At 72.6% G+C, this 26,140-nt stretch carries 17 protein-coding genes; 9 read left to right on the forward strand and 8 right to left on the reverse strand.

All coding sequences use genetic code 11. The features are described from left to right. Positions 1-42: 42 nt before the first annotated feature. The 4 genes from smpB to ftsE all read right to left on the reverse strand — a co-directional run bounded on the left by smpB (position 43) and on the right by ftsE (position 3,453). A complete protein-coding gene (gene smpB, locus OHU35_RS16520) occupies positions 43-522 on the reverse strand; it encodes an SsrA-binding protein SmpB (protein ID WP_189723989.1) in 480 nt (159 codons plus the stop codon). A gap of 46 nt (positions 523-568) precedes the next feature. Beyond that, positions 569-1,738, reverse strand: a complete 1,170-nt coding sequence (locus OHU35_RS16525) for a S41 family peptidase (RefSeq protein WP_405505762.1) — start codon at positions 1,736-1,738, stop codon at positions 569-571. 68 nt (positions 1,739-1,806) lie between these two features. Further along, complete coding sequence (ftsX, locus tag OHU35_RS16530; RefSeq protein ID WP_189723991.1) at positions 1,807-2,724, reverse strand: permease-like cell division protein FtsX; 918 nt, start codon at positions 2,722-2,724, stop codon at positions 1,807-1,809. A 39-nt stretch (positions 2,725-2,763) separates the two neighbouring features. Beyond that, complete coding sequence (ftsE, locus tag OHU35_RS16535; RefSeq protein WP_184593314.1) at positions 2,764-3,453, reverse strand: cell division ATP-binding protein FtsE; 690 nt, start codon at positions 3,451-3,453, stop codon at positions 2,764-2,766. Positions 3,454-3,701: 248 nt separating this feature from the next. On the opposite strand from ftsE, the gene OHU35_RS16540 reads away from it, so the two are divergent. Further along, complete coding sequence (locus OHU35_RS16540; protein ID WP_189723992.1) at positions 3,702-3,893, forward strand: hypothetical protein; 192 nt, start codon at positions 3,702-3,704, stop codon at positions 3,891-3,893. Positions 3,894-4,010: 117 nt separating this feature from the next. Here the strand turns inward: OHU35_RS16540 and OHU35_RS16545 are convergent, their stop codons facing one another. From OHU35_RS16545 to OHU35_RS16560, 4 genes are all read right to left on the reverse strand, one after another. Further along, entirely contained in the window at positions 4,011-4,637 is a 627-nt protein-coding gene (locus OHU35_RS16545; RefSeq protein WP_189723993.1) for an LPXTG cell wall anchor domain-containing protein, read from the reverse strand. A 288-nt stretch (positions 4,638-4,925) separates the two neighbouring features. Then, positions 4,926-6,032, reverse strand: a complete 1,107-nt coding sequence (prfB, locus tag OHU35_RS16550) for a peptide chain release factor 2 (protein ID WP_189723994.1) — start codon at positions 6,030-6,032, stop codon at positions 4,926-4,928. 296 nt (positions 6,033-6,328) lie between these two features. After that, positions 6,329-7,576 carry a serine/threonine-protein kinase gene (locus tag OHU35_RS16555; protein WP_189723995.1) on the reverse strand — a complete coding sequence of 416 codons (1,248 nt, stop codon included), beginning with the start codon at positions 7,574-7,576 and terminating at the stop codon, positions 6,329-6,331. 122 nt (positions 7,577-7,698) lie between these two features. Further along, positions 7,699-9,387 (reverse strand): serine/threonine-protein kinase, encoded by a 1,689-nt coding sequence (locus OHU35_RS16560; protein ID WP_359893904.1) that lies wholly within the window; start codon positions 9,385-9,387, stop codon positions 7,699-7,701. Between the two features lie 364 nt (positions 9,388-9,751). On the opposite strand from OHU35_RS16560, the gene OHU35_RS16565 reads away from it, so the two are divergent. The 8 genes from OHU35_RS16565 (at position 9,752) to OHU35_RS16600 (ending at position 26,131) form a co-directional block, all read left to right on the forward strand. Further along, positions 9,752-13,435, forward strand: a complete 3,684-nt coding sequence (locus OHU35_RS16565) for an FtsK/SpoIIIE domain-containing protein (protein ID WP_405505763.1) — start codon at positions 9,752-9,754, stop codon at positions 13,433-13,435. 199 nt (positions 13,436-13,634) lie between these two features. Then, entirely contained in the window at positions 13,635-15,047 is a 1,413-nt protein-coding gene (locus OHU35_RS16570) for an ABC transporter substrate-binding protein (protein ID WP_189723997.1), read from the forward strand. A 4-nt stretch (positions 15,048-15,051) separates the two neighbouring features. Beyond that, complete coding sequence (locus OHU35_RS16575; RefSeq protein ID WP_229872914.1) at positions 15,052-16,398, forward strand: carbohydrate ABC transporter permease; 1,347 nt, start codon at positions 15,052-15,054, stop codon at positions 16,396-16,398. Further along, positions 16,395-17,255, forward strand: coding sequence for a carbohydrate ABC transporter permease (locus OHU35_RS16580; RefSeq protein WP_189723998.1), 861 nt, complete (start codon positions 16,395-16,397; stop codon positions 17,253-17,255). Before OHU35_RS16575 ends, OHU35_RS16580 begins: the two co-directional genes overlap by 4 nt. A gap of 142 nt (positions 17,256-17,397) precedes the next feature. After that, the gene (locus OHU35_RS16585; RefSeq protein WP_189723999.1) at positions 17,398-19,659 is read left to right on the forward strand and encodes a bifunctional glycosyltransferase family 2 protein/CDP-glycerol:glycerophosphate glycerophosphotransferase; all 2,262 of its coding nucleotides are present in this window, start codon (positions 17,398-17,400) and stop codon (positions 19,657-19,659) included. 222 nt (positions 19,660-19,881) lie between these two features. Beyond that, on the forward strand, positions 19,882-22,080 hold the full coding sequence (locus OHU35_RS16590; protein WP_405505764.1) for a CDP-glycerol glycerophosphotransferase family protein: 2,199 nt from the start codon (positions 19,882-19,884) through the stop codon (positions 22,078-22,080). Positions 22,081-22,088: 8 nt separating this feature from the next. Continuing rightward, positions 22,089-24,329, forward strand: a complete 2,241-nt coding sequence (locus OHU35_RS16595; RefSeq protein WP_405505765.1) for a CDP-glycerol glycerophosphotransferase family protein — start codon at positions 22,089-22,091, stop codon at positions 24,327-24,329. Next, positions 24,326-26,131 carry a hypothetical protein gene (locus OHU35_RS16600; RefSeq protein WP_405505766.1) on the forward strand — a complete coding sequence of 602 codons (1,806 nt, stop codon included), beginning with the start codon at positions 24,326-24,328 and terminating at the stop codon, positions 26,129-26,131. Before OHU35_RS16595 ends, OHU35_RS16600 begins: the two co-directional genes overlap by 4 nt. Positions 26,132-26,140 lie beyond the last annotated feature (9 nt).

The raw sequence follows: 26,140 nt of genomic DNA on the forward strand, positions 1-26,140 counted from the left end.
TTCCCCCACCCGCCGGAGACCCCCAGGTGACGTGCGGGGGACCTACGCCCCCTGCTTCCTGCGCACCGCGGAGACCGCCCGCTCGGTCTCGCGCCGGTCCTGCTTCTCGCGGAGCGTCTGACGCTTGTCGTACTCCTTCTTGCCCTTCGCCAGCGCGATCTCGATCTTGGCGCGGCCGTCCTTGAAGTACAGCGCGAGGGGCACGATGGTGTGACCCGTCTCCTGGGACTTGGACTCCAGCTTCTCGATCTCGAGCCGGTGCAGCAGCAGCTTCCGCTTGCGCCGGGCGCTGTGGTTGGTCCAGGTGCCCTGGCTGTACTCCGGCACATGCACGTTGTGCAGCCACGCCTCGTGCCCGTCGATCTGCACGAAGCCGTCGGCCAGCGACGCTCGTCCCTGGCGCAGCGACTTCACCTCGGTCCCGGTGAGGACCAGACCGGCCTCGTAGGTGTCGATGACGAGGTAGTCGTGCCGCGCCTTCTTGTTCTGCGCGATCATCTTGCGCCCTTTTTCCTTAGCCATAGTGCCGTCCATTTTCGCACTACGGAGGGGGCCCCGGGAAAGTCGATTACGACGGGCCGGCGAGACCGCGCAGCAGGGTCTCGGCCCGCTGGAGCGCTCCGTCGTCGGTTTCCAGGTCGGGCGTGATGCCCCGGCCGTCGACCCCGCGGCCGGAGGGGGTGCGGTAGTGCCCGACGGTCAGCTCCGCGACGGAGCCGTCGGGCAGCCGGCTCGGCATCTGGACCGAGCCCTTGCCGAAGGTGCGGGAGCCCACGACGAGGGCCCGTCCCCGGTCCTGGACGGCACCGGTGAGAAGCTCGGCCGCGCTCATCGTCCCGCCGTCGACGAGCGCGACCAGGGGTCTCGTCGTGTCGCCGCCGGGGTCGGCGTGCAGGGCGCGCTGTTCGCCGTCGACGTCGTACGTGGCGACCAGGCCGCCGTCGAGGAAGGCGGAGGCGGCGGTGACGGCCTCGGTGACCAGGCCGCCGGAGTTGGCGCGCAGGTCGAGGACGATGCCGGCGCCGCGCGGGGCCTGCCGGACGGCCGCACGGATCTGGTCGCCGGAGCCCTTGGTGAAGGTGTCGACCCTGATGACGGTGACCGAACCGGCGACCTCCCGGACGGTGACCGAGTCCCTGGACAGCTGGGCCCGGCGCAGGGTCTCGCTCCACGCGCGCGTGCCGCGCTCCAGGCCCAGGCGGACGGTGGTGCCGGCGGTGGCCTCGGTGGCGTCCCCGCGCAGTAACGAGACGACCTCGGTGACGGGCCGCCCGTAGGTCTTCTCGCCGTCGACGCTGCGCAGCAGGTCTCCGGGGCGGATCCCGGCGGTGGCCGCGGGCGAGCCGGGGCGCACCTTGGTCACCTCGATACGGCCGTCCCGTCCGCTGCGGGCCCACAGCCCGACGCCGGTGTACTGGCCGTCGAGGGACTCCTCGAACTCCTCGTACTCGCCCTGGGAGTAGACGGCACCCCAGCGGTCCCCGCTGCGGCTGACCGCGCGCTTCGCGGCCTCCATCGGGGACTTGCCGTCGGCCATGGCCTCCTCGGCGGCCCTGGCGACATCGGCGTGGCTCCCGGCCGGGGTGGCCGAACGGGCCTCGTCCGGAGCGGACTTCCGGTCGGCCTGCGGCAGGGACCCGGTGGCCGCACCGGCGACGAGCACGCTCGTGAAGAGCAAGGTCAGGGCTGCCCCGCGGCGGATGCGACGGGGCTGACAGAACGGGTCACGACCTGACATGCCGGTGAGTCTAGGACAAGGGGAAGGGCCGTACGGTCGGTTGACCGCACGGCCCCTGTTGTCATGTGTCACACCTTCAAGTACTTGCGCAGCGCGAAGAACGCGGCCAACGCGGGCATCAGCAGACTCGTGGCGAGGATGAGCGGCAGCTTGGTCAGGACCGCGTCCCAGCCGATGAAGTTGATCAGATTCAGCTTCTCGGACAGCGCCAGACCGTGGTCGATGATGAAGTACCGCGCGACCACCAGGAACCCGCAGGCGACCGTCCCGCCGATGAGCCCGGCGACCGCGGCCTCCATGATGAACGGCGCCTGGATGTAGAAGCCCGAGGCGCCGACCAGGCGCATGATGCCGGTCTCACGCCGCCGGCTGAACGCCGAGACGCGCACGGTGTTGACGATCAGCATCAGCGCGACGACGAGCATCAGCGCCATCACCGCCCGCGCCGCCCAGTTCATGCCGTTGAGCAGCCCGAACAGATTGTCCAGAATGCCCTTTTGGTCCTGAACGGACTGCACGCCGTCCCGCCCGTCGAAGGCGGTCGCGATGACCTGGTACTTCTGCGGGTCCTTCAGCTTGATGCGGTACGACTCCTGCATCTGGTCCGGCGTGAGGGAGCTGGCCAGCGGGGAGTCGCCGAACTGCTCCTTGTAGTGCTTGTACGCCTGGTCCTGCGACTCGTACGTGACCTTCTCGACCACGCCCATCTTGTCGAGGTCGGTCTTGATCTGGTTCTTCTGGTCGTCGGTCACCGCGCCCTTGGCGCAGTTGGGGTCGGACTCGGCATCGCTCTTGTTGCAGAGGAAGACCGAGACGTTGACCTTGTCGTACCAGTAGCCCTTCATGGTGTTGACCTGGTCGCTCATCAGGAGCGACCCGCCGAACAGGGCGAGCGACAGGGCGACGGAGACGATGACGGCGAAGGTCATCGTCAGATTGCGGCGGAGACCGACGCCGATCTCCGACAGGACGAACTGGGCGCGCATGGCGACTGGTTATGCCTTTCCGTGATCTAGGGTGCGGTCTCAGTGCTGGTAGCCGTAGACACCGCGGGCCTGGTCGCGGACGAGGCGGCCCTTCTCCAGTTCGATGACGCGCTTGCGCATCTGGTCGACGATGTTCTGGTCGTGCGTGGCCATCACCACGGTCGTGCCCGTCCGGTTGATGCGGTCGAGCAGCTTCATGATGCCGACGGAGGTCTGCGGGTCGAGGTTGCCGGTGGGCTCGTCGGCGATGAGCAGCTTGGGCCGGTTGACGAAGGCCCGCGCGATGGCGACGCGCTGCTGCTCACCACCGGACAGCTCGCCGGGCATCCGGTCGTCCTTGCCGCCGAGCCCGACGAGGTCGAGCACCTGCGGCACGGACTTGCGGATCTCGCCGCGCGACTTGCCGATGACCTCCTGCGCGAAGGCGACGTTCTCGCCGACCGTCTTGTTCGGCAGCAGGCGGAAGTCCTGGAAGACCGTCCCCAGCTGGCGCCGCATCTGCGGCACCTTCCAGTTGGAGAGGCGGGCGAGGTCCTTCCCCAGGACGTGCACCTGCCCGTGACTGCACCGCTCCTCGCGGAGGATCAGCCGCAGGAAGGTGGACTTTCCGGAGCCGGAGGACCCCACGAGGAAGACGAACTCGCCCTTCTCGACCTCCAGGGAGACATCCCTGAGGGCGGGGCGGGTCTGCTTGGGGTAGACCTTGGAGACATTGTCGAATCGGATCACGGATGCACCACGGGTCGCCGGGGGTAGATGAGCGTGACCATACGCGAACCGGGGAGGGCAGCGCAGTCACCGACTGTGGTTGCGCCACGGATGTTCCGTTTTGTGACGACCCCCGAGGGGCGCGATGCACCACCACCTCTTCGGCAGCGACCGCGCACCCCGCGGAGGAACCTGGCAAAGTGGAGAGGGGAACATTCCCGCCCCCACACACGTTGGACACGTGGAACCGTCGCAAGGAGGGCAAGCGCATGACGTACGACCGGCTGGTGTGCGCGAACTGCGCGGCCCCCGTCAGTGAGGGCCGCTGCCCCGTCTGCCGCGCGAACCGCGAGCGCCTGCAGCAGGAGAACTTCCTCTCGAATCTGAACCCCATGGCGCTGATCGCCCTGCTGACGATCCTGATCGCGGCCGTGGCCCTGCTCGCCCACCAGACCGCGTAACCGGCGCGAGGGGAAGACCCGGAAGCCCCCCCGAAGACAAGGCCGAGGGCCCGGAGCATTTCGCTCCGGGCCCTCGGTTTCGCGCTGTGCCTACGGTCCGTACGGACGTGGCTACCGTCAGGCGGCAGCCCCGCCGCGGCCGCCCACGAGGCGCGGCAGGAGGCGGAAGCCGACACCGCCGGCGATCATCGTGGCGGCGCCGATCACCAGGAAGGTGGTCTGCGCGGCACCCGTCTCGGCGAGCTCCGCACCGTTGCCCTGGGCCTGGGCCTGGCCCTGCGGGGCCGCCGGGGTGGAGTCCGAGCCGGTGTCCGTAATGGAGGAGGAGCCCTCCTCCTGCGGGGAGGTGCCGCCGTCGGGGTCGGTGTTGTTGCCGCCGCCGTTGTCGCCACCGTTGCCGTTGCCGCCACCGTTGCCGTTCCCGTTGCCCGGGTCGGTCGGCGCGTCGGTCGGGTCCTCGGTCGGCTCGGTGGGCTCGTCCGTGGGCTCCGTCGGCTCGTCCGTGGGCTCCTCGGTCGACGGCGGGTCGGTCGGGAGGTCCGTCGGGACGTCGGTGGGGATGTCCGTGGGGACATCCGTCGGCGTCGGGGTCGGAGTGGGCGACTCGTCGGCGCAGAGGATGCCGAGGAGGCAGTCCTCGGCCTCCGCGGCGGATGCGGCACCGGCGGCGGTCAGCGAGGCACCGGCCGCGATCACGGCGCCGGCCGCTATCCGTGCGACACGGATCCGCGTCTTCTTCGTCATGTGGTTGCTACCCCCAGTAGCTCGTCAGTGAGGCAGGGCTCGGGGCTGCGATCGACAGGGCGGCTGCGGTGAAGAAGCCCCCCGGTTCACATGCGCCCCAGAGACACGCATGCCGCGCTTTACCCTTCCCATTTTTCAAGAACACGTCAAGGGCGTTTGCGGGCGCCATGTCCAACTCTGGGGGCTATGCGGAGAGTCGAACTCTGTGAGTGTGATGTAAAACCCAGACATGCAGGCACAGAAAAGGCAACTGCCGCACTCGCGTCGGCAGTTGCCTTGTCGACAAACTTACTTCTCCTGCTGCTTGCGCCAGCGAATTCCGGCCTCGAGGAACCCGTCGATCTCACCGTTGAACACGGCCTCGGGGTTGCCGACCTCGCACTCGGTGCGCAGGTCCTTGACCATCTGGTACGGGTGCAGCACGTACGAACGCATCTGGTTGCCCCAGGAGTTGCCGCCGTCGCCCTTGAGGGCGTCCATCTTGGCCTGTTCCTCCTGGCGGCGCCGCTCCAGCAGCTTGGCCTGGAGCACGTTCATGGCCGTCGCCTTGTTCTGGATCTGCGACCGCTCGTTCTGGCAGGAGACGACGATGCCCGTGGGGATGTGGGTGAGGCGCACCGCGGAGTCGGTGGTGTTGACGCCCTGGCCGCCGGGGCCGGACGAGCGGTACACGTCGACCCGCAGTTCGGACTCGTCGATCTCGATGTGGTCGGTCTGCTCGACCACGGGCAGGACCTCGACGCCCGCGAAGGAGGTCTGGCGGCGCCCCTGGTTGTCGAAGGGCGAGATGCGCACGAGCCGGTGCGTGCCCTGCTCGACGGAGAGCGTGCCGTACGCGTAGGGCGCCTGGACGGCGAAGGTGGTCGACTTGATGCCGGCCTCCTCCGCGTACGACGTCTCGTAGATCTCGGTCTTGTAGCCGCGCTGCTCGGCCCACCGCAGGTACATGCGCTGGAGCTTCTCGGCGAAGTCGGCGGCGTCGACGCCCCCGGCCTCGGCGCGGATGTTCACCAGGGCCTCACGGGAGTCGTACTCGCCGGAGAGGAGGGTGCGGACCTCCATCTCGTCCAGCGCCTTCTTCACGGCGGTGAGCTCGGACTCGGCCTCGGCGCGGGTGTCCGGGTCGTCCTCCTCCTCGGCCATCTCGAAGAGGACGCCCAGGTCGTCGAGGCGACCGCGCAGGGCCTCGGCCTTGCGCACCTCGGCCTGGAGGTGGGACAGCTTGCTGGTGATCTTCTGCGCCTCATCGGGGTTGTCCCACAGGGACGGCGCGGCCGCCTGCTCCTCGAGCACGGCGATGTCTGCCCTCATCTTGTCGAGGTCCAGAACGGCCTCGATCGACTCCATGGTCGAGGAGAGGGACTTGAGCTCTTCGGATACATCGACGACTGCCACGCCTCCAGCGTAACGGCTCCGCCCGGCGGCCATCGCCGGGCGGGCAGAGCCGACGGCCGAAGCCGCCAGGCCCTGCGGCGCCGCCGGGGGTCAGGGGGACACGGGTGCCGAGTCCCCGGTCTCCGGCGGCACGGCGGCATCGGTCACCCGGCCTCGACAGCCGGGCCCCGGCTCCGACCGCCGCCGGCCTCGGCCCGCGCCGGTTCTCCGGAGCGGGCCGAGGCGAGCGCGGAGCCGGGTTCTCCGAGTCCGGCGGCACCGCACCATGGGCACCCCCATCGGCAGGCCCGCCCCCGTCAGGGCGACTGCGGGGCCGAGTTCCTCGTGTCCTGGGGAGGGGGGCTCGTGTCGTCGTCCGACGTGGACAGCCATGCGCCGACGCCGATCGCGGCCGCCAGGGCGATCGCGGCCGCTCCCAGTGCCACGCGGCGGCGTCGGGCGGCGGCGCGGTTGCGGGCCGAGCCGGGCCGTGGGGTGCCACTGGTGCGCGGGGCGCGGGCCGTGCCGTGGGCGCCGCCTGCCAGTTCGTCGGGGGCGGGGACGCGCATCGAGGTGTGGGTGTCGCGGTTGGAGTCGGCCGGTTTCGCACCCGGGACGAGAGGGACCGCGCCGCGCCGCCGGACCCGCTCCCCGGCCGGGGCCGGTCCGGCCGGCTGCTCCTCGCGGTCGTCCTCCTCCGCGGCCTCCGGGTCGGGCTCGTCCACCTCCAGCGGCGGCATGCCCGCCAGCATCGGCAGCAGCTCCCGCAGCCGCGCCCCGAGCTCCGAGGCCCGCAGCCGCGAGGCAGGCGCCTTGGCCAGGCACTGCACGAGCAGCTGCCACAGCTCGTCGGGGATGCCGGGCAGCGGGACGACCGTCTCCGTGACGTGCCGGCGCAGGACCGCGCCCGGGTGGCCGCCGCCGAACGGGGTGAAGCCCGCGAGCAGCTCGTACAGCACCGTGGCGAGCGCGTAGATGTCGACGGACGCGCGCGGGGGCAGGCCCTCGACGATCTCCGGGGCGAGGTAGTCCGGCGTGCCGATGATCTTCGTGGCCTTGGTCCGGCGCGGGGTGTCGATGAGCTTCGCCACGCCGAAGTCGGTCAGCAGCGCGCGGTGGGAGCCGCCGGGGCCGAGCGGGCCCTGCATGTCCAGGAGCACGTTCTCCGGCTTCACGTCCCGGTGCACGACGCCCGCGGCGTGCGCGGCCGCCAGCCCGTCGGCGATGTCGGCCGCGATCGCCACGGCCGCCTCGGGCGGCAGCCGGCGTTCCCGCTCCAGCCGGGTCCGCAGATCCGTACCGCGGACGAGGTCCATGACCAGCGCCAGGTCGTTGCCGTCCACCACCAGGTCGCGCACCGACACGACGTGCGGGTGCTCCAGGCCGAGCAGCGCGGTCCGCTCCTGCACGAAGCGTCCGACGAGTTCCTGGTCGGACGCGAGGTCCTCGCGCAGCAGCTTGACGGCGACGGGGCCTTCGGGACCCTCGCCCAGCCACACCGTGCCGGCGCTGCCCCGCCCCAGGATCTGGTGGGCGGTGTACCGGCTGCCGATCTTCCGTGCCAAGGCTGCTCCTACCGACGCGTGTTGTCGCTAAAACTACGCGCAGGAAGTGCCAACCTTCACCGCCCGGGCGGAAATCACCCGCCAGGTGTCGACAAATCACCAACCCCGCATGCCGGTTCGGGTCAGTTCGTGCCCGAACTCCCGCCGAGCTTCTCGATCCAGCCGGTCACCGTGCCGAACCAGTCGGTGAGCTGGTCCCAGTAGCCCTTGCCGGTGCCGATCCACTCCTGGAGCGGGCTCAGTTCCCAGATCAGCCAGCCGGCGACGAACAGGATGACGATCGTGAAGAGGCAGCCCTTCAGGCAGCCGAGCCCGGGGATCCGCATCGGGTTGGCGCTGCGCTGCCGCGGCTGCCGGGGCTCGCGCTGCGGCTGCTGGGGCTGCTGCGGCTGAGGAGGCGGCGGGGGCGGGGCGTAGCGCTGCGGCTGCTGGGCCTGATGCTGCGGGGCGTACTGCTGGGGCTGCTGCTGCGGATGGCCGTAGCCGGGTCCGGGCTGGGGCTGCCGGCCCCGCTGCGGAGGCTGCTGCGGCCGGGCGACCTGGCGCTGGGGGCGGCGGCGCAGCGGGTCCTGCCCCGGGTCGAGGTAGTTCTGGACCTGCGTCTGCTCGTTGCGGTCGCGGGCGGCCCGCAGCTGGTTCTGCCAGGGGTGCGGGTCCTCGGGCCCGCCCTGGCCCTGCTGACCGGGGTGGCCGGGGGACCCCGGCGGGACCGGCGGCATGACGGCGGTCGGGTCGGCAGCGCCCCGGTGGGGCAGGACCGAGGTGGGGTCGCCGGCGCCGGCCGGGCCGCCGGTGTGCGGCATGACGCTGGTCGCCGCGTTCGGGTCGTACGAACCCGCGCCCTGCGGGAGGACCTGGGTGGGGTCGGCCTCGCCGGACATGTCCGGTACGGGCGCCGGCGCCGGGTCGGGCGCCAGGAGCATGCCGACGCCCTCGGCGGCGGCGATCTGCGCGGAGTTCGCGTGCACGCCGATGCCCTCGGCGACGACGCGCAGGCCGCGGGCGAGGTTCTCGGCGCTGGGCCGCTCGTCCGGGTTCTTGCGCAGACAGCGCTCGATGACCGTCCACAGCGGGTCCGGGACCGTGGAGGGGCGGCGCGGCTCGGCGCTCAGGTGCTGGTGCAGCACCTCGAGGGCGGAGCCGCCGGCGAACGGCGGACGGCCGGTGACCAGCTCGTACATCAGGATGCCGGCGCCGTAGATGTCGACGGCGGAGGTCTGCGGACGGCCCTCTGCGCCCTCGGGCGCGACGTACGCGGGGGTGCCGACGAACTCCTGGGTGCGGGTCAGGCCCGGGGAGTCGGCGAGGCGGGCGATGCCGAAGTCGGTCAGCAGCGGGTGCATCCGGCCGTCGTACTGCTGGAGCAGGACGTTCGCCGGCTTGAGGTCGCGGTGGACGACGCCGTCGGCGTGGCTGGCCGCGAGCGCGTCGGCGATCTGGGCGGTGAGCAGGGCCGCGGCGACGGGGCTGAAGGGGCCGTTCTCGCGCAGGTAGTGGTGCAGGTCGGGGCCCTCGACGAGGTCCATGACCAGGGCCAGCAGATCGCCCTCGACCACCAGGTCACGGACCCGGACGATGTTCGGGTGGGTCAGCCGGAGCAGGACGGAGCGCTCCCGGAGGAACCGCATCACGACGTCCGCGTCGTTCGCCAGTTCCTCCTTGAGGACCTTGATGGCGACGGTCTCGCCGGGCTGTCCCGGCACGGCCGCCTCGGCGCCCGCGGTCTCGCGCTGGCGGGCTCGCCAGACGGTGCCCGTGGCGCCGCGTCCGAGCGGCTCCTCGAGCAGGTACTTGCTGCCTACCGGCCGCACGTCATGCGCTCCCTGCTGCTTGCCTTGCCTGCTGGCCTGTGTCCGACCCACTGTAGTGCCGCGATGCCGGGGACCGGCGTGTCGGCTTTCTGTGGGTCTTACGTAGCCGTTCTCACATCCGTTCGAAGCAAAGACGCTCACCTCGGTCTTGTGGTTGCCGGGAATGAACGTGACCGATCTCAAGGCGTCGCCTGTGGGTCATCTCTCAGGCACTTTTGCGGGCAGAGCCGACCAATCAAGATCACCTTTTCCCGAGCGAGGGGCGCGGTGTCAGTGGCAGGTGCGAGGATGCCTGCAGTATTGGCCGACGTGCTGGGGCGGGGTGGGGGACCCCGCGCCCGGGCAGAAGGGACCGCTGACGGCGATGCAGATCCGGCTGACCGTCGTAGACCCGCTGGGCCCGTCGGCGCCGGCGCAGGGCCGCGCCCCGCGCAGCGACGTACTGGTCACGGCCCCCGCCGGTACGGCGCTCGCGGCGGTGGCCTCGGCGCTCTCCCAGGTGGTCTCCGGCGGTGACGGCTCGGGCACCGTGGTGCTGTACGCCGGGGAGCAGCGGCTCGACGCCCAGCGCTGCACGCTCGGCGAGCCCCCGCTGACCGACGGCGCGGTGCTGTCCGTGGGCGCGCCGGGCGAGCCGGAGCCGCACCCCGAGCTGGACGACGCCCCGGCCCAGCTCCAGGTGGTCGCCGGCCCCGACGCCGGCGGCGTCCACCTGCTGCACGGCGGCGAGATCCGCATCGGCCGCTCCGCCGACGCCGACGTACCCCTGGACGACCCGGACGTCTCCCGGCTGCACTGCGCGGTGACCGTGGGCGCCGACGGCCGCGTCGCGGTCGCCGACCTGGACTCCACGAACGGCACGACGCTGGACGGCCGGCCGGTGAGCGGCCGCGCGGTCCGGTTCGCGCCCGGGGCGCTGCTGCGGATCGGCGAGTCGGCCCTGCGGCTGGCTCCCGCCGGAGGACCGGGCGCCCGGGTCGGCACCACGCCGGACGGGGAGGGGCACGTGCGCGTGCCGGGCCCTGCCGGGGACGGCACGACGACCCAGCCGCGCGCGACCAACCCGACGCCGACCGGGCTTTCCGGTCCTACGCGGCACGCCTACGGCTCGGCGGCCTGGGGCACACCGGGCACTGCCGGGCGTGACTCCGCTGACCCGGCCGTGGTGCCGGGGCAGGGCGGGGCGCCCCGGGTCGAGAGCAGAGGCGCCGGGGCGGCCGCGGAGGGGCCGGGGTCCGCTGAGCGTGGGGCGTACCCGGGGCCCGGACCAGGCAGGTCCGGTGCCGTGCCGGGTGCGCGGGGGCGGCGTGTCTCAGGGGCCCGGGGGGACGCGGCCGCCGTCTCCCCCGAGGACTCCACGCGCGCGGCGTCCCGGGAAGGGACCCGGGCGGCTTCGCCGGACGGCGTGGTCCGGGCCCCCCGGCAGCGCGGTGCCGCCGAGGGCCTGTCGCCCATGGCCTCCCCCGAGGGCCCGGCCCACGCTTCCCAGCGGGGTGCGTCGCAGGCGGGGCTCGGTGCCGGGGACACCCATGCGGGGCGCTTCGGGGTGCGGGACCTGGGCGGGACATCGGCCGACAGCAGGGGCGAGGGTGCCGGTCCGGGACGGGACGGTCGTTCCGGTGACGGCCTCGGCGCCCCGGCAGGATCCCCGGCAGGCATCCCGGCAGGCTCCCCGGACGAGCCTTCCGGGCGCGGGCGCAAGGGCACTCCCCTCCGGGGGACCGACATACCTCAAGGGCCCCGCAGGCGGGGCGGGCTCGGGGCGTGGGCCCGGCGGCTGGCCGGCGGGCGCGGCGAGCAGGGGCCGGACCCGCGCGAGACGTACGGGGACGAGCCGGCCGGTGACGCGGCGGAGCGCTCGGCCGTCGTGCCGGCGGCGCCGGAGACCTGGCCGGATCCGGCCACACTGCTGCTGACGGCCCTGGGTCCGGGGCCTCGGCTCTGGGAGCGCGGTCCTGGCCACCCGGAAGCGCTCGCGGTGCGCCTCGGCACGGCCGACCGGGCGGTGCCGGACGGCTCGGGCCTGCTGCCCGCGGTGCCGGTGACCGCCGGACTGCGCGAGGTCGGTGCTCTGGGTCTCGCCGGGCCGCGGGCGCGGCTCGGCGGGCTGGCCCGTGCCCTGCTGGCCCAGCTCACCGCATTGCACTCCCCCGACATGCTGGAGATCGTCCTGATCGCCGCGGACCGCTCCCGCCCTCTGGAGGAGCGCACCGCCGAGTGGTCCTGGCTGGGCTGGCTGCCGCATGTCCGGCCCGGGCACGGCCAGGACTGCCGGCTGCTCCTCGCCCACGACCGGGAACAGGCCGCGGCCCGCACCGACGAGCTCCTCCGCCGCCTTGAGGACCAGCTGGCGGAGGCGGGGAGCGCCGAGCCCCTCACGAGCACCCCCCTGGCTCCCGCCGGCGAGCCCTCCCCAGGCCACCGACCCCCGGACGACGTCCCTGGTACGGACGCTTCCGTCCCCTTCCCCGGCCCGTTCACCGTGCTCGTCGTGGACGGCGACCCCGGCGGGGCCGATCTGCGCGAGGCCGTGGCGCGGCTGGCGGCGGAGGGCCCGCGGGCCGGTATACACGTGGTGTGTCTGGCCGAGACGGCCGCCGCCTCCCCGGCCTCGCCGGTCACGGAGACGTACGAGGCGGCCTGCGCGGTGTCGCCGACGTTCCGGCAGTGCGGTGCGGTCGCGCTGCTCAGCGGGGATGTGGCGACGGCGCTGCGGCTGATGCGCGTGGCCCGGGCCGGAGCGGGCTCCGTACCGGCCGGTCACGGCACGGTCGCCACCGTCGACGCCGTCTCCCCCGCCTGGGCCGAGCGCTTCGCGCGGGCGCTGGCGCCCCTGCGGACGGACGCCGCGACGGGTGAGCGGCAGCCGCGCGTCTCCGCGCCGCTGCCCCAGGCGGCCCGGCTGCTGGACGAGCTGGGCCTGGCCCGGGCCACCCCGGCGTCGCTGATGGCGCGCTGGGCGGACGCGGCCGACGACGCGGACGCGCTGGGCGGTCGGGTGCGCGCGGTGCTGGGCGCCGGGCCGCGCGGCCCGGTCGGCGCGGACCTCGCGGCCCAGGGACCGCATCTGCTGATCGAGGGCCCGCCGGGCAGCGGCCGCACGGAGCTGCTGCGGGCGGTCGTCGCCTCCCTGGCCGCCGCCGAGCGGCCGGACCGCCTGGGCATCGTGCTGGTCGACGGCCGGGGCGGCCCCGGTGCGGGCGGGCACGGCGAGGGACTGCGGGTGTGTACGGACGTACCGCATGTCACCACGCATCTCTCGGCCCACGACCCGGTCCGGATGCGGGAGTTCGCGCAGTCCCTGAGCGCCGAGCTGAAGCGGCGCGCCGAGCTGCTGGGCCGGTCCGACTTCGCCGAGTGGCACAGCGGTCGCGAGCTGTCGGGCCGTATGGTCGCCCAGCGCACGGCCACGGCCCGAGGCGGTGTCCAGGCCGAGGCCGCCGCCGGGCCCGGTGCCGGGGATCTCGACTCCCCGTCCAGCTCGACCATGCGGCTGCGGCCCGGAGCGGCCCGGCGGCAGACGGAGGCGGCGTCGCCGCTGCCCCGGCTCGTCGTGGTCGTCGACGATCTGGACGCCCTGGTCTCCCCCGCGCTCGGCTCGACCGGGCGGCCCGCCGCCGGCTCGGTGATGCGCGCGCTGGAGGCCGTGGCCCGGGAGGGCGAGCGGCTGGGTGTCCACCTGGTGACGGCCTCCGGCCCGTGCCCCCGTACGGCGGAGACGGAACCGGCCCGCCGGGCCACCCTGCGCGTCGAGCTCGACGCCCCGGCACCCGGCCCGGACGAGCCCGCGCCCGGCCGGGGCAGCCTGACCTGCGCGGACGGGCGGGTCACACCGCTCCAGGGCGGGCGGGTCACCGGACGTATCCCCCGGACGGCGACCCTGCGCCCCACGGTCGTACCGCTGGAATGGCACCGCATGGGTGACCCTCCGGCCCGGCGCCCGGTGCGGGAACTCGGAAACGGCCCGACCGACCTGGCACTGTTGGCCAGCGCGCTGGAAAGGGCGGCGAGGGAGGTCTCGGCGGCAGAGGTTCCGTCACTTCTGTAGCACTCGTGAGCACGCGTACGTGGCACTGGCCGGAAGCCGACCCTGCCCGGTGATCAGAGGTTCAGCCCCTGATCACGAGGGGGTCACGATCCCCCGCTTGACAGCCGACGCCATCTTGCCGCCCCCGCACACCCGGGCGTAGACCAGTTCGCACGGGAGCGCGCTCGACGTTCGACGAGGAACGAAGAACGGGGCAGTCATGCGCATGACGAGCAGCACCATCCGGACACGCTGGTCGCCCAAGCGGGACAAGGCGACCCCCCAGCACCGCAGAGCCGCCAAGGCCGCGGCCGCCGTCGCCGCGGGAGCGCTCGCGCTCTCGCTCACCGCCTGCGGAGGCGACGGCGACAGCGGCGGTGGAAGCCAGGGCACCGCCGAGGAGACCGCCGACAACGTCACCCTGCCGAAGCTGGACGGGACGAGCCTGGAGATCGCCGCCGTGTGGACCGGCACCGAACAGGCCAACTTCAAGAAGGTCCTGCAGGAGTTCGAGAAGCGCACGGGCGCCAAGGTCACGTTCGTGCCCGCCCAGGACCCGATCATCAACTTCATCGGCTCGAAGGTGGCCGGCGGGCAGCCGCCGGACATCGCGATGCTGCCGCAGCCGGGCGCCATCAAGCAGGCCGTCGACAAGGGCTGGGCCAAGCCGCTCGGCTCCGACGCCCTCAAGGAGCTCGGCGAGAACTACTCGCAGGGCTGGCAGGACATCGGCAAGGTGGGCGGCAAGCAGTACGGCGTCTACTACAAGGCCGCCAACAAGTCCCTGATCTGGTACAACAACCAGGTCTTCGAGAACGCGGGGGCCAGCGAGCCCGAGACCTGGCCGGATCTGCTCAACACCGCGCAGACGGTCTACGACTCCGGCGTCACCCCGTTCTCCGTCGGCGGCGCCGAGGGCTGGACGCTGACCGACTGGTTCGAGAACGTCTACCTCTCCCAGGCGGGTCCGGACAAGTACGACCAGCTGGCCCAGCACGAGATCAAGTGGACGGACCCGTCCGTGAAGGACGCGCTGACCACGCTCGCGCAGGTCTGGGGCAAGCCGGACTACATCGCGGGCGGGGCGAACGGGGCGTTGCAGACCGACTTCCCGGCCTCCGTCACCCAGGTCTTCACCGGCGGGGACCAGCCCAAGGCCGCCATGGTCGCCGCGGGCGACTTCGCGCAGGTCAACATCCCCTCGACCATGAAGGTCGGCACGGACGCGAAGGTGTTCCCGTTCCCGGCGGTCGGTGACAACGGCCCGGTGGTCTCGGGCGGCGACGCGGCCGTGATCCTGGAGGACTCGAAGGGGGCACAGGCCCTGGCGACCTGGCTCGCCTCGCCCGACGCGGCACAGATCCAGGCCAAGCTGGGCGGCTACCTCTCGCCGAACAAGAACGTGCCGAACTCCGCGTACCCGAACGCGGTGCAGCAGAAGATCGCCAAGGCGCTCATCGGCGCCGGTGACGACTTCCGCTTCGACATGTCCGACCAGGCCCCGCAGGCCTTCGGCGGCACACCGGGCAAGGGGGAGTGGAAGATCCTGCAGGACTTCCTGAAAAACCCGAAGGACATCGCGGGTACGCAGGCGAAGCTGGAGGCCGAAGCGGCCGCGGCCTACGGAGACTGATGTCATGACGTCGGCCACGGCGGCAGGGGGCAACGGGCCCCCTGCCGCTCCCAAGACGCGCAAGAGTGTGACCGGCACCCGCAGGACCGTCGTGGCGCTGTTCCTGCTGCCCGCGCTCGTCCTGCTCGGCGCGCTCGTGGTGTACCCGATCGGGTACTCGGTCGTGCGCAGCTTCTACGACCAGCCCGGCGAGAGCTTCGCCGGGATAGACAACTACAAGGCCCTCTTCACCGACGAGGGCATCCGCACCGCGCTGAAGAACAACATCATCTGGGTGGTGTTCGCGCCGACGGTCGCGACGGCACTCGGCCTGGTCTTCGCGGTGCTGACCGAACGGGTGCGCTGGGGTACGGCGTTCAAGCTGGTCGTCTTCATGCCGATGGCGATCTCGATGCTGGCGGCGGGCATCATCTTCCGCCTGGTGTACGACCAGGATCCGGACAAGGGCGTGGCGAACGCGGTGTGGGTGGGCGTGCACGACACGTTCGCCCAGGCGTCGGCGTTCCCGAAGGCCCACCCGGGCCGGGAGTCGCCGCTGGAGCCGGCCGGCGGCGGCGCGTTCATCACCAAGTCGCCCGTCCGCGCGGGCGAGACCGTCTCGCTGCCCCTGGTGGGTGTGGCGCCCGATCTGATGCCCGACGGCGCGAAGGCCGCCGTGGCGCCGAAGCCCGAGCCGGACAAGATCACCGGTACGACCTGGCAGGACTTCACACGCGGCAAGGGCGTGGGCACCCTGGGCGGGGTCGACGCGGCCGAACTGGGCTACGCCGGCATGAAGGTCGAGGCGGTGAAGGACGGCCGGGTGGTGGCGTCGGCGACGGCGGCGGGCGACGGCACCTTCACGCTGCCGGCCTCGGCGGACGGGGCCCAACTGAGGCTTCCGGCAAGCAACTTCAAGGAGCCGTACAACGGCCTGGACTGGCTCGGCCCGTCCCTGGTCACCCCGTCCATCATCGGCTCGTACATCTGGATGTGGGCGGGCTTCGCGATGGTGCTGATCGCGGCCGGGCTCGCGAGCGTGCCCCGGGAACTGCTGGAGGCCGCCCGGGTCGACGGCGCGAGTGAGTGGCAGGTGTTCAGACGGGTCACGGTGCCGCTGCTGGCGCCGGTCCTCGCGGTCGTCACCGTCACCCTGATGATCAATGTGCTGAAGGTCTTCGACCTGGTCTTCATCATCGCCCCGGGCTCCTCCCAGGACGACGCGAACGTCCTGGCCCTGGAGCTGTACCGCAAGGGCTTCTCCGAGGACCAGCCGGGCATCGCCAGCGCCATCTCGGTGTTCCTGCTGCTGCTCGTGATCCCGGTGATGTGGTTCAACGTAAGGCGGCTGAGGCGGGAGGTGCGGCGATGAAGGCGAAACAGTCGCTGGGGTCCCGGCTCGCCGAGGGCGTCAGCGGTGGGCTGGTGAGGGTGGTCCTCATCGTGGTCGGCCTGTTCTGGCTGGTGCCGACGATCGGTCTGCTGCTGGCCAGTCTCCGCTCGCCGGAGGACATCGCGGCGAGCGGCTGGTGGAAGGTGTTCACGGAGCCCTCGCAGATCACCTTCGACAGCTACGCGAAGCTGCTGGAGAACGACGACATCACCAGTTCCCTGCTGAACACGGTGTGGATCACCGTCCCGGCGACCCTGCTGGTCGTGATCATCGGCTCACTGGCGGGCTACGCCTTCGCGTGGATGGAGTTCCCGGGCCGGGACTGGTGGTTCCTGGCCGTGGTCGGCCTGTTGGTCGTACCGGTGCAGGTCGCGCTGATCCCGATCGCCGAACTCTTCGGCAACATCGGCATCTTCGGCTCGGTGCTCGGCGTGGTGCTCTTCCACGTCGGCTTCGGCCTGCCGTTCGCGGTGTTCCTGCTGCGGAACTTCTTCGCGGAGATCCCGAGAGAGCTGCTGGAGGCCGCGCGCCTGGACGGAGCGGGTGAACTGCGCTTGTTCTTCCGTGTCGTGATGCCGCTCGGCGGTCCGGCGATCGCCGCCCTCGGCATCTTCCAGTTCCTCTGGGTGTGGAACGACTTGCTGGTCGCGCTGATCTTCTCGGACTCCGGGAGCCAGCCCATCACGGTCGCGCTCCAGACGCAGGTCCGGCAGTTCGGCAACAACATCGACGTGCTGGCACCCGGTGCGTTCATCTCGATGGTGGTCCCGCTGGCCGTCTTCTTCGCGTTCCAGCGGCAGTTCGTGTCCGGCGTGATGGCTGGAGCGGTCAAGTAGCCCTCGGGGCAATGCAGTTGGAGGGGCGGGCCGGTGGCGGTCCGTCCCTTCCGCATTCCCCCGGATGACGTAGCCGCCGTAACCAAGTGGCCTTCCCGGCCGTTCCCGGGCCGAACGCCCGCGCCGACCGATGGATGGCCTCTTGCCCAGGTTCAGTGTCATTGTCCCCGCGTACCAGGTTCAGGCGTACCTGCACGAGTGCCTGGAGTCGGTGCTCTCCCAGTCCTGTCCCGATCTGGAACTGATCGCCGTCGACGACTGCTCGCCGGACGCGTGCGGCGCGATCATCGACGAGTTCGCCGCCCGCGACGCGCGTGTACAGCCCGTCCATCTGCCCGAGAACGTCGGCCTGGGCCCCGCCCGCAACGCCGGCGTGGCGCACGCGAGCGGCGACTACCTGCTGTTCCTCGACAGCGACGACACCCTCACGCCGGACGCGCTGCGCTCCATCGCCGACCGGCTGAAGGAGACCGGCGAGCCGGACGTCCTGGTCTTCGACTACGCGCGCACGTACTGGACGGGCGAGGCGGTCCGCAACCAGGCGGCCCTGCAGCTCACCGAGGAGGGCCCTGCCCCGTTCCGCCTGGAGGACCGGCCGGGTCTGCTGAAGCTGCTGATGGTCGCCTGGAACAAGGCCTACCGGCGGGAGTTCGTCGAGGAGCAGGGGTTCGTCTTCCCGCCCGGCTACTACGAGGACACGCCGTGGACGTACCCGGTGCTGATGACGGCCGAGTCGATCGCGACCCTCGACCGCGTCTGCGTGCACTACCGGCAGCGGCGGATGGGCAGCATCCTGCGCACCACCAGCGAGCGGCACTTCGATGTCTTCGACCAGTACGACCGGATGTTCGCGTACCTCGAGGAGCGCCCCGAACTGGACCGGTGGCGGCCGGCGTTGTTCCGCCGCATGGTCCACCACCTGGCGATCGTGTACTCCCGGCGGGACCGGCTGCCACGCGGCTCACGGGCAGACTTCCTGCGCCGGGCCCGCACCCACTACCGCCGCTACCGCACCCCGCTCCCGCCCACCTCCCTGCGCGCCCGGGTGCACCACACCCTGATCCGCTTCGGCCTGCACCGCACCTACCGCACGCTCCAGCTGGCGTCGGCCCTGCACCGCGCCGCCGCCAGGACCACCGGCAAGCTGCTGCACGGTCTGCGGACGACCGCGCTCAGGGTCCACTACGGCGTCCAGCGCTGCCTCCCCGTGCGCTCCGACCGTGCCGTCTTCGCCGCCTACGACGGCCGCGGCCACAGCTGCAACCCGGGCGCGCTGGAGTCCTCGATCCGCGGCCTCGCGCCGCACATCCGTACGGCATGGATCGCCCGTCCGGAGCACCACCACGCCAGCCCGCCCGGCCCGCGCTGCCTCGTGCCCGGCACGGCCGCCTACTGGACGGCGCTCGCCCGCTCCCGGTACCTGGTCAGCAACACCGACTTCGACCACCGACTGGTCAAGCGCCGGGGCCAGGTCCTGATCCAGACCGGGCAGGGCACCCCGCTGGGGCACATCGGCCTGGACCTCCAGGAGCGCCCGGCGGCCGCCCGCGGCAGGGACTTCGCCCGGCTGCTCAAGGGCGTCGACCAGTGGGACTACGTGCTGTCGGCCAACCGCCACACCACCCTGACCCAGGAGCGCGTCCACCCCGGCCGCTACACCACGCTGGAGTACGGCTACCCCCGCAACGACGTGTTCCGGACGGCGACCGCGGCGGACGTGGCCCGGCTGCGCGCCTCGCTGGGCATCCCGGAGGGCACGGTGGCGATCCTCTACGCGCCGACCCACCGCGACTACCGCCGCTCCCAGCACCGCACCCTCGACCTCCAGCGGATCGTGCGCCGTCTGGGCCCGCGCTTCGTCGTCCTGGCCCGTGCCCACCACGCCTACGGCGCCCCGCTGGCCACCACCTGCGGCCGGGTCGTCGACGTCAGCGACCACCCGAGCGTGGAGTCGCTCTGCCTGGCCTCGGACGCCCTGGTCACGGACTACTCGTCCCTGATGTTCGACTACGCCAACCTGGACCGGCCGATCGTGATCCACGCCGACGACTGGGAGGCGTACGAGGCGGCCCGCGGCACCTACTTCGACCTGCGCGCCTCCCCGCCGGGCGCCCTCGCGCGCGGCGAGGACGAGCTAATCGACATCTTCGCCACCGGCCACTGGCGGGGCTCCCGCTCGACCCAGCTGCGCGCGGCGTTCCGCGAGCGGTTCTGCGCCTACGACGACGGACGGGCCGCCGAGCGGGTCGTCCGCCGCGTCGTTCTCGGGGAGTCGGAGCTGCCGCCGGTCGTCCCGCTCGACGAGCGCCGGCCGGTGCCGTCGGCGGCGGCCTCGCTGGCGCGTGAGCCGCTCGCCACGGTGCCGCGGCCGGCCGGTCCCCCGAACGTCACCGACCACCCCTGACCACGGTTCTCACTCCGGGGAGTCCCCATGCCCTCCAGCCCGTCGCGGCCGACCCCCAGCCGGCCGCCGTCCTGGCGTCCGTCCGGGCGGCCCCGCTCCTGAAAAGCCTCGAAGCCCCTCGAAGCCCGAAGCCCCCCGAAGACCCTCTTAGGCCCTCTTAGGCCCTCTTAGGCCCTCTTAGGCCCTCTTAGGCCCTCTTAGGCCCTCGACAGAAAGAGCAGAATGCCCCGCTTCAGCATCGTCGTCCCGTCCCATGGGGTCGCGGGCCGGCTGTCCCTGGCGCTGGACTCGGTCCTCGCCCAGTCGTTCGGCGACTTCGAGCTGATCCCGGTGTGCGACGCACCCGACGCACCTGCGGCCGACGTCGTCGCCGGGTACGCCGAGCGGGACTCCCGGGTGACGCCGGTGCACTCCCCGCCGTCGGCCGGACTGGCCGGGGCGCGCAACACCGGGCTGCGGGCGGCGGTCGGCGGCCATGTGCTGTTCCTCGACGGCGACGACGTCCTGGTCCCGGGGGCACTGGCGGCGCTGGACGCCCGGCTGAGCGCGGTGGGCGACGTCGACGTGCTGTACGCCGAGCACGAGCGCGCCCCCTGGTGGGAGGGCGAGCCGGCCAACCCGGCCGCGCCCCTGCTGGCCAGGACGCCGGACGGGGTCTTCTCCCCCGACCGGGCCCCGGAGCTGACGGGCGTGACGCTCCCGGCGTGGAGCGCGGTCTACCGCCGGGCCTTCCTCACCGAGCGGGACATCACCTTCCCCGGCGACCACTTCACCGACGTCGGGTTCGGCGGTCTGGTGGCCCTGCGGGCGGAGCGGGTGGCGGCCCTGCGCACGGTCGTCGTCCGGCATCTGCTGCGCCGGCAGGGCAACCGGCTGAACCTTCCGGGCGAGCACCATGCCGAGCTGCTCGACCAGGCCGAGCTGGTGCTGACCCGGGCCGCGGAGCAGGGGCTTTCGGGGGACCGGCTGAAGCCGCTGTTCACACAGCTCTTCGCCGCCGTACTGAAGACGGCCGCCCACCCCCGGCGGCTGCCGGCCGGGCGCCGCGCCTTCTTCCGCCGGGCGGGCGCGCTCTACCGGCGGCACCGCCCGGCCGGCTACCGGGCGCCCGGCGGCAGCCTCGGCGTCCAGCACCGGCTGCTGGCGGCCGGTTCGTACCCGGCGTTCCGCACCCTGCGCGCCGCCAACCAGAGGGCGCTGCGGGCCGCCGCGCTGCTCCCGCGCCCCCGGGGGCTGCGCACCCGCCTGCGCTACGCGGCGAACCTGCGCCTCCCCCTCGACAGGAACCTCGCCGTGTACTGCGCGTACTGGGGCCGCGGCTACGCCTGCAACCCGGCCGCGATCCACGCCAAGGCCCGCGAACTCGCCCCGCATCTGCGCTCGGTGTTCCTGGTGGAGCCGGACGCGGTGGACGGCATGCCGAAGGACGTGGAGTACGCGGTGATCGGCAGCCGGAAGTACTGGGAGGCGCTGGCCCGCGCCCAGTACCTGGTCAACAACGCCAACTTCGCGGACGCCGTGGTCAAACGCCCCGGCAGCACGCACCTCCAGACCCAGCACGGGACCCCGCTGAAGACGATGGGCGCCGACCAGGCGACGTATCCCGTGGTGGCCGCGGCGACGGGGAGCTTCGCCAGGCTGCTGGCCCGGATGGACCGCTGGGACTACAACCTCACCTCCAACCGGCACTCCACCGAGATGTGGGAGAAGGCGTTCCCCGGCGCGCACGAGACCCTCGAGTATGGCTATCCGCGCAACGACGTCTTCTACACGGCGTCCGCCGAGGACGTGGCCCGCGTCCGCAAGGAACTCGGGGTCCCCGAGGACAAGAAGGCGATCCTCTACGCCCCCACGCACCGCGACTACGCCACCGGCTTCGCGTCCGGCCTCGACCTGGCCGAGTTCTGCGAGGCGATCGGCGACGACTACGTGGTGCTGCTGCGCGCCCACTACTTCTACGACCAGGGGCCAGGCCGGGGCGGCGACCGGATCATCGACGTCACGGGGCATCGGTCCTCCGAGGACGTGTGCCTGGCCGCCGACGCGCTGATCACCGACTACTCGTCGATCATGTTCGACTACGCCAACCTGGACCGGCCGATCGTCGTGTACGCCGACGACTGGGACGTCTACCGGGAGACCCGGGGCGTCTACTTCGACCTGATGGAGCTCCCGCCCGGCCGGGTCGCCCGTACGCCCGAGGAGCTGGCGGCGGCCTTCGTCGACGGCGGTTACGCGGACGAGTCCGCGACGGCCCTGCGTGCCGCGTTCCGGGAGCGCTTCTGCCAGTTCGACGACGGGCGGGCCGCCGAGCGCGTCGTACGCCGGGTGCTGCTGCGGGAGCCGCCCGAGTCGATCCCGCCCGTGATCCCGCTCGCGGAGCGCGTCCCGGCCCCCGCCGCCACCCTCGTAAGGAGCTGACCGAAGAAGTGCCCCGCTTCAGCATCATCGTCCCCGTCTACAAGGTGCAGGGCTTCCTGCGCGAGTGTCTCGACTCGGTGCTCTCCCAGTCGTACGGCGACTTCGAGGTGATCGCCGTGGACGACCGCTCCCCCGACGGCAGCGGCGCGATCCTCGACGAGTACGCCGCCCGCGACACCCGGATGCGGGTGCTGCACCTGCCCGAGAACGTCGGCCTGGGCCGGGCCCGCAACGCCGGACGGGAGCAGGCGGCCGGCGACTACGTCCTGTTCCTCGACAGCGACGACCGCTACACGCCGGGTCTGCTGGCCGCCGTCGCCGCGCGTCTCGAGGCGACCGGCGACCCGGACATCCTGGTCTTCGACCACGTGCGCACCTACTGGTGGGGCAGGGGCGGGCGCAGTGAGGCGGCGGACCTGCTGGCCGCGGCGGGCACGGAGACGTTCGGCATCCGGGAGAGCCCGCAGTACCTGAACCTGTTCCTGGTCGCCTGGAACAAGGCCTACCGGCGCGCCTTCCTCCAGGAAAACGGCCTGGAGTACGCGGCGGGCCTGTACGAGGACGCGCCGGTCACCTACCGGTCGATGGTGCTGGCGGACCGCATCGCCTGTCTGGGCCGGATCGGGGTGGAGTACCGGCAGCGCCGGCAGGGCTCGATCACCAAGACGCCGGGGCGCCGGCACTTCGAGATCTTCCCGCAGTACGAAGGTCTGTTCGCGTTCCTGGAGCAGCGCCCCGATCTCGACTGGGCGCGTCCGCCGCTGCTGGAGCGGGCGCTGGACCACATGCTGTTCGTGCTGGCCCGTGAGGACCGGGTGCGGCCCGCGGACCGGGGCGACTTCTACCGCGAGATCCGCTCCTTCCACCGCCGGCACCTCCCCGAGGGCGGCTTCCCGGAGCCGGACGGCTGGCGCGGGGTCGAGATGCGGCTGCTCGCCTCGGTGCCCTACGCGTCGTACGCGGCGGTGCGGGGTCTGCGGGACCTGCGCGCGAGTGCCCTGGGCAGGAAGCGGCGGGTGGTGCGGAAGGCGTCGGGGACCGCTCTGCGCACCTGGTACGCGGCCCAGTCGAAGCGCCCGCTCGATCCGCAGCTCGCCGTCTACTCGGCGACCCACCACCGGGGTGTGTCCGGCGACCCGGCCGCGATCCACGCCAAGGCACGCGAGATCGCCCCGCACATCCGGGGCGTGTGGGTGGTCCGGGAGGACGCCGTGGACGCGCTGCCGCCCGGCATCGACCATGTGACACCGGGCTCGCGGCGCTACCACGAGGTCATGGCACGGGCCACGTACTGGGTGAACAACGTCAACTGGCCCGGCACCCTGGCCAAGCGGCCCGGCAGCGTCCACATCCACACCCACCAGGGCACTCCGCTCAAGTACATGGGCGCCGACCTGCTGACCAAGCCGGGCGCCCGGCACGGCTTCGATGTGCCGCAGATGCTGCGCCGGGCCGACCGCTGGGACTACAGCCTGGTCGCGGGACTGCACGCGGAGCGGGCCTGGGAGCGGGCGTACCCGTGCCACTTCGCCTCGCTGCGGACCGGCAGTCCGCGCAACGACGTCCTGGTCGGCGCGGGCCCGGAGCGGGGCCGGGAGGTGCGCGAGCGGCTCGGCATCCCCGCCGGTCACACGGTCGTGCTGTACGCGCCGACCCGGCGCGACTACCGGAAGGGCGGGCATGTCGACCGGTTCGACCTGGCCCGGTTCGCCGAGGACCTGGGCCCGGGCCACACCCTCGTCGTCCGGCTGCACCCCTCGCTGGCCGGGGGCGTGGCGCGCGGCCTGGGGCTGGCCGAGCTGCACCGGCGGGGTGTCCTCGTGGACACCACCGACGAGCCGCACGTCGAGGACGTGCTGCTCGCCTCCGACGCGCTGGTCACCGACTACTCGGCCCTGATGTTCGACTACGCCCTCCTCGACCGGCCGATCGTGGTCCACGCCGACGACTGGGGCGCGTTCGCGGCCAGCCGGGGTGCCTACTTCGACATCACGGCCGAAGCGCCGGGGCATGTGTCGCGCTCCTACCGGGAGCTGGCCTGGCTGTTCGCGTCCGGCACCTGGCAGGACAGGGAGGCGGAGCGGCTGCGGGCGGGCTTCCGGGAGCGGTACTGCGAGTTCGAGGACGGGCAGGCGGCCGAGCGGGTCGTACGTCTGCTGATGCTGGGCGAACGGGGCGGTGCGCTGCTGCCCGCGGCCCGCCGGACCGCGGGTGCGGGTGCGAGGTCCGAGGCGCTGGTCGAGCGATGAGAACACCCGCCACCCCCGAGGCCGTCCCCTCCCTGCCCGGCCAGCGGGCCGCCTCGGCCCGGCCGCCGGCCGCCGCCGAGCGGCCGCGGCCGGTGCACTGGTGGCACGCGGCGCTGGTCGCCGTGCCCACCGCGGCCCTGTTCGTGCTGGGCTACCGGCGGCGCTGGATCTGCGACGACGGGCTGATCTATCTGCGTCCGGTCCGGCAGATCCTGGCGGGCAACGGGCCCGTGTTCAACGTGGGAGAGCGCGCGGAGAGTTCGACCGGCACCCTGTGGCAGTGGCTGCTCGCGCTCGCCACCTGGGTCACCGGCGAGGACCCCGCGTTCCTCGCGGTGGGACTCGGGCTGCTGCTGAGCGCCGCCGGGTTCGGGCTCGCCCTGTACGCCACGTGCCGGCTGCACCGGGGCGCCCGGCTGCTGCTCCCGGCGGGTGTGTGCGTGCTGCTGGCCGTGCCGCCGTTCTGGTCGTACATGACCTCGGGTCTGGAGAGCGGCCTGGGCGCCTTCTGGACCGGCCTGTCGTGGTGGCTGCTGACGCGCACCCGGCGCGGGCAGGAGGCCCGGCCGGTGTACGCGGCCGCCTTCGTGTTCGGGCTGGGTCCGCTGGTCCGGCCCGATCTCGCGGTGGTCACGGCGTGTTTCCTGGCGGCGCAGTGGTGGGTGCTGCGTCCCTCCCGGCGCGGCACCGCCGCGATGCTGGCCTCGGCGGGAGCGCTGCCGCTGGCCTACGAGGTCTTCCGGGCGGGGTACTACGGGATCCTGGTGCCGCTGCCCGCCATCGCCAAGGAGGCGAGCGCCAGCGACTGGAGCCGGGGTGCCGGATACGTACAGGAGACGCTCGGGCCCTACTGGCTGTGGCCCGTCGTCCCCGTGCTCGGCGCGCTGGCCGTCCTGCTGGTGCGGCGCACGCGCCGGGAACGGCGGGACCGCGCCCCGGGGCGGACCTCGCTCGCGGTGGTGCTGGCTCCGCTGGCCGCGGGCCTGCTGCTGTCCGGGTACGTCATCCGCGTCGGCGGTGACTACATGCACGCGCGCATGATCCTGCCCGCCCTTCTGCTGCTGCTCCTGCCGGTGCTGGTCGTGCCGGCGAACCGATTCACCGGCGTGGCGAGCGCGCTGCTGCTGGTGTGGCTGTGCGCGGCGGTCAGCCCGCTGCGGACGCCGTTCGACGTGCGCGACACGCCCGGTTCCTTCAATGTGCGCAGCTCCGACGTGGAGGCCCTCGGCGACCACAACCCGGTGCGCACCGCCACCTGGGTGGCCAACTGGCCCGCCCTGCCGGAGGGGCGGGGCATGCTGGCGCAGGCCGTGCGCGCGCCCGGGCCGACGCTGCTGTACTTCGACGCCGGGCGGCGGCTGCACGCCACGCCGATGCGGCCGGACTCCCGGTACCACGTGGTGATCGTCGGCCGTCATCTCGGCGTCACGGGAGCCGCGGCGCCGCTCGACGCCTACGTCAACGACGCCTGGGGGCTGGCCAGTCCCGTCGGCGCGCATCTCGCGCTGGAGCGGTGGAGCTGGCCCGGGCACGAGAAGTTCCTGCGCAACCACTGGGTCTTCGCGGAGTGGGCGGCGCAGCATCCGCCGCAGCGCGATCTGCTGCGGGCCGGGTCCTCTCTGGAGACGGTCGTGGCGGCCCGGGCCGCGCTGGACTGCGGCGAACTGGCCGAACTGAAGCAGTCGGTGCGGGCCCCGCTCACCGCCGAGCGGTTCTGGCGGAACCTCACGGGGTCCGTCGAGCGGACGGGGTTCCGGTTCGCGCGCTGGCCCGCGACGGCGGAGAGGGCGCTCTGCGACTGACCCGATGAG

The sequence above is a fragment of the Streptomyces purpurascens genome, assembly GCF_045040895.1.
GTDB classification, from domain to species: Bacteria; Actinomycetota; Actinomycetes; order Streptomycetales; family Streptomycetaceae; genus Streptomyces; species Streptomyces purpurascens.

Coding starts and splice junctions, on each gene's coding strand:
- smpB (WP_189723989.1), bottom strand. CDS start 522: ATGGCTAAGGAAAAAGGGCGCAAGATGATCGCGCAGAACAAGAAGGCG.
- OHU35_RS16525 (WP_405505762.1), bottom strand. CDS start 1,738: ATGTCAGGTCGTGACCCGTTCTGTCAGCCCCGTCGCATCCGCCGCGGG.
- ftsX (WP_189723991.1), bottom strand. CDS start 2,724: ATGCGCGCCCAGTTCGTCCTGTCGGAGATCGGCGTCGGTCTCCGCCGC.
- OHU35_RS16540 (WP_189723992.1), top strand. CDS start 3,702: ATGACGTACGACCGGCTGGTGTGCGCGAACTGCGCGGCCCCCGTCAGT.
- OHU35_RS16545 (WP_189723993.1), bottom strand. CDS start 4,637: ATGACGAAGAAGACGCGGATCCGTGTCGCACGGATAGCGGCCGGCGCC.
- OHU35_RS16565 (WP_405505763.1), top strand. CDS start 9,752: ATGCAGATCCGGCTGACCGTCGTAGACCCGCTGGGCCCGTCGGCGCCG.
- OHU35_RS16570 (WP_189723997.1), top strand. CDS start 13,635: ATGCGCATGACGAGCAGCACCATCCGGACACGCTGGTCGCCCAAGCGG.
- OHU35_RS16575 (WP_229872914.1), top strand. CDS start 15,052: ATGACGTCGGCCACGGCGGCAGGGGGCAACGGGCCCCCTGCCGCTCCC.
- OHU35_RS16580 (WP_189723998.1), top strand. CDS start 16,395: ATGAAGGCGAAACAGTCGCTGGGGTCCCGGCTCGCCGAGGGCGTCAGC.
- OHU35_RS16590 (WP_405505764.1), top strand. CDS start 19,882: ATGCCCCGCTTCAGCATCGTCGTCCCGTCCCATGGGGTCGCGGGCCGG.
- OHU35_RS16600 (WP_405505766.1), top strand. CDS start 24,326: ATGAGAACACCCGCCACCCCCGAGGCCGTCCCCTCCCTGCCCGGCCAG.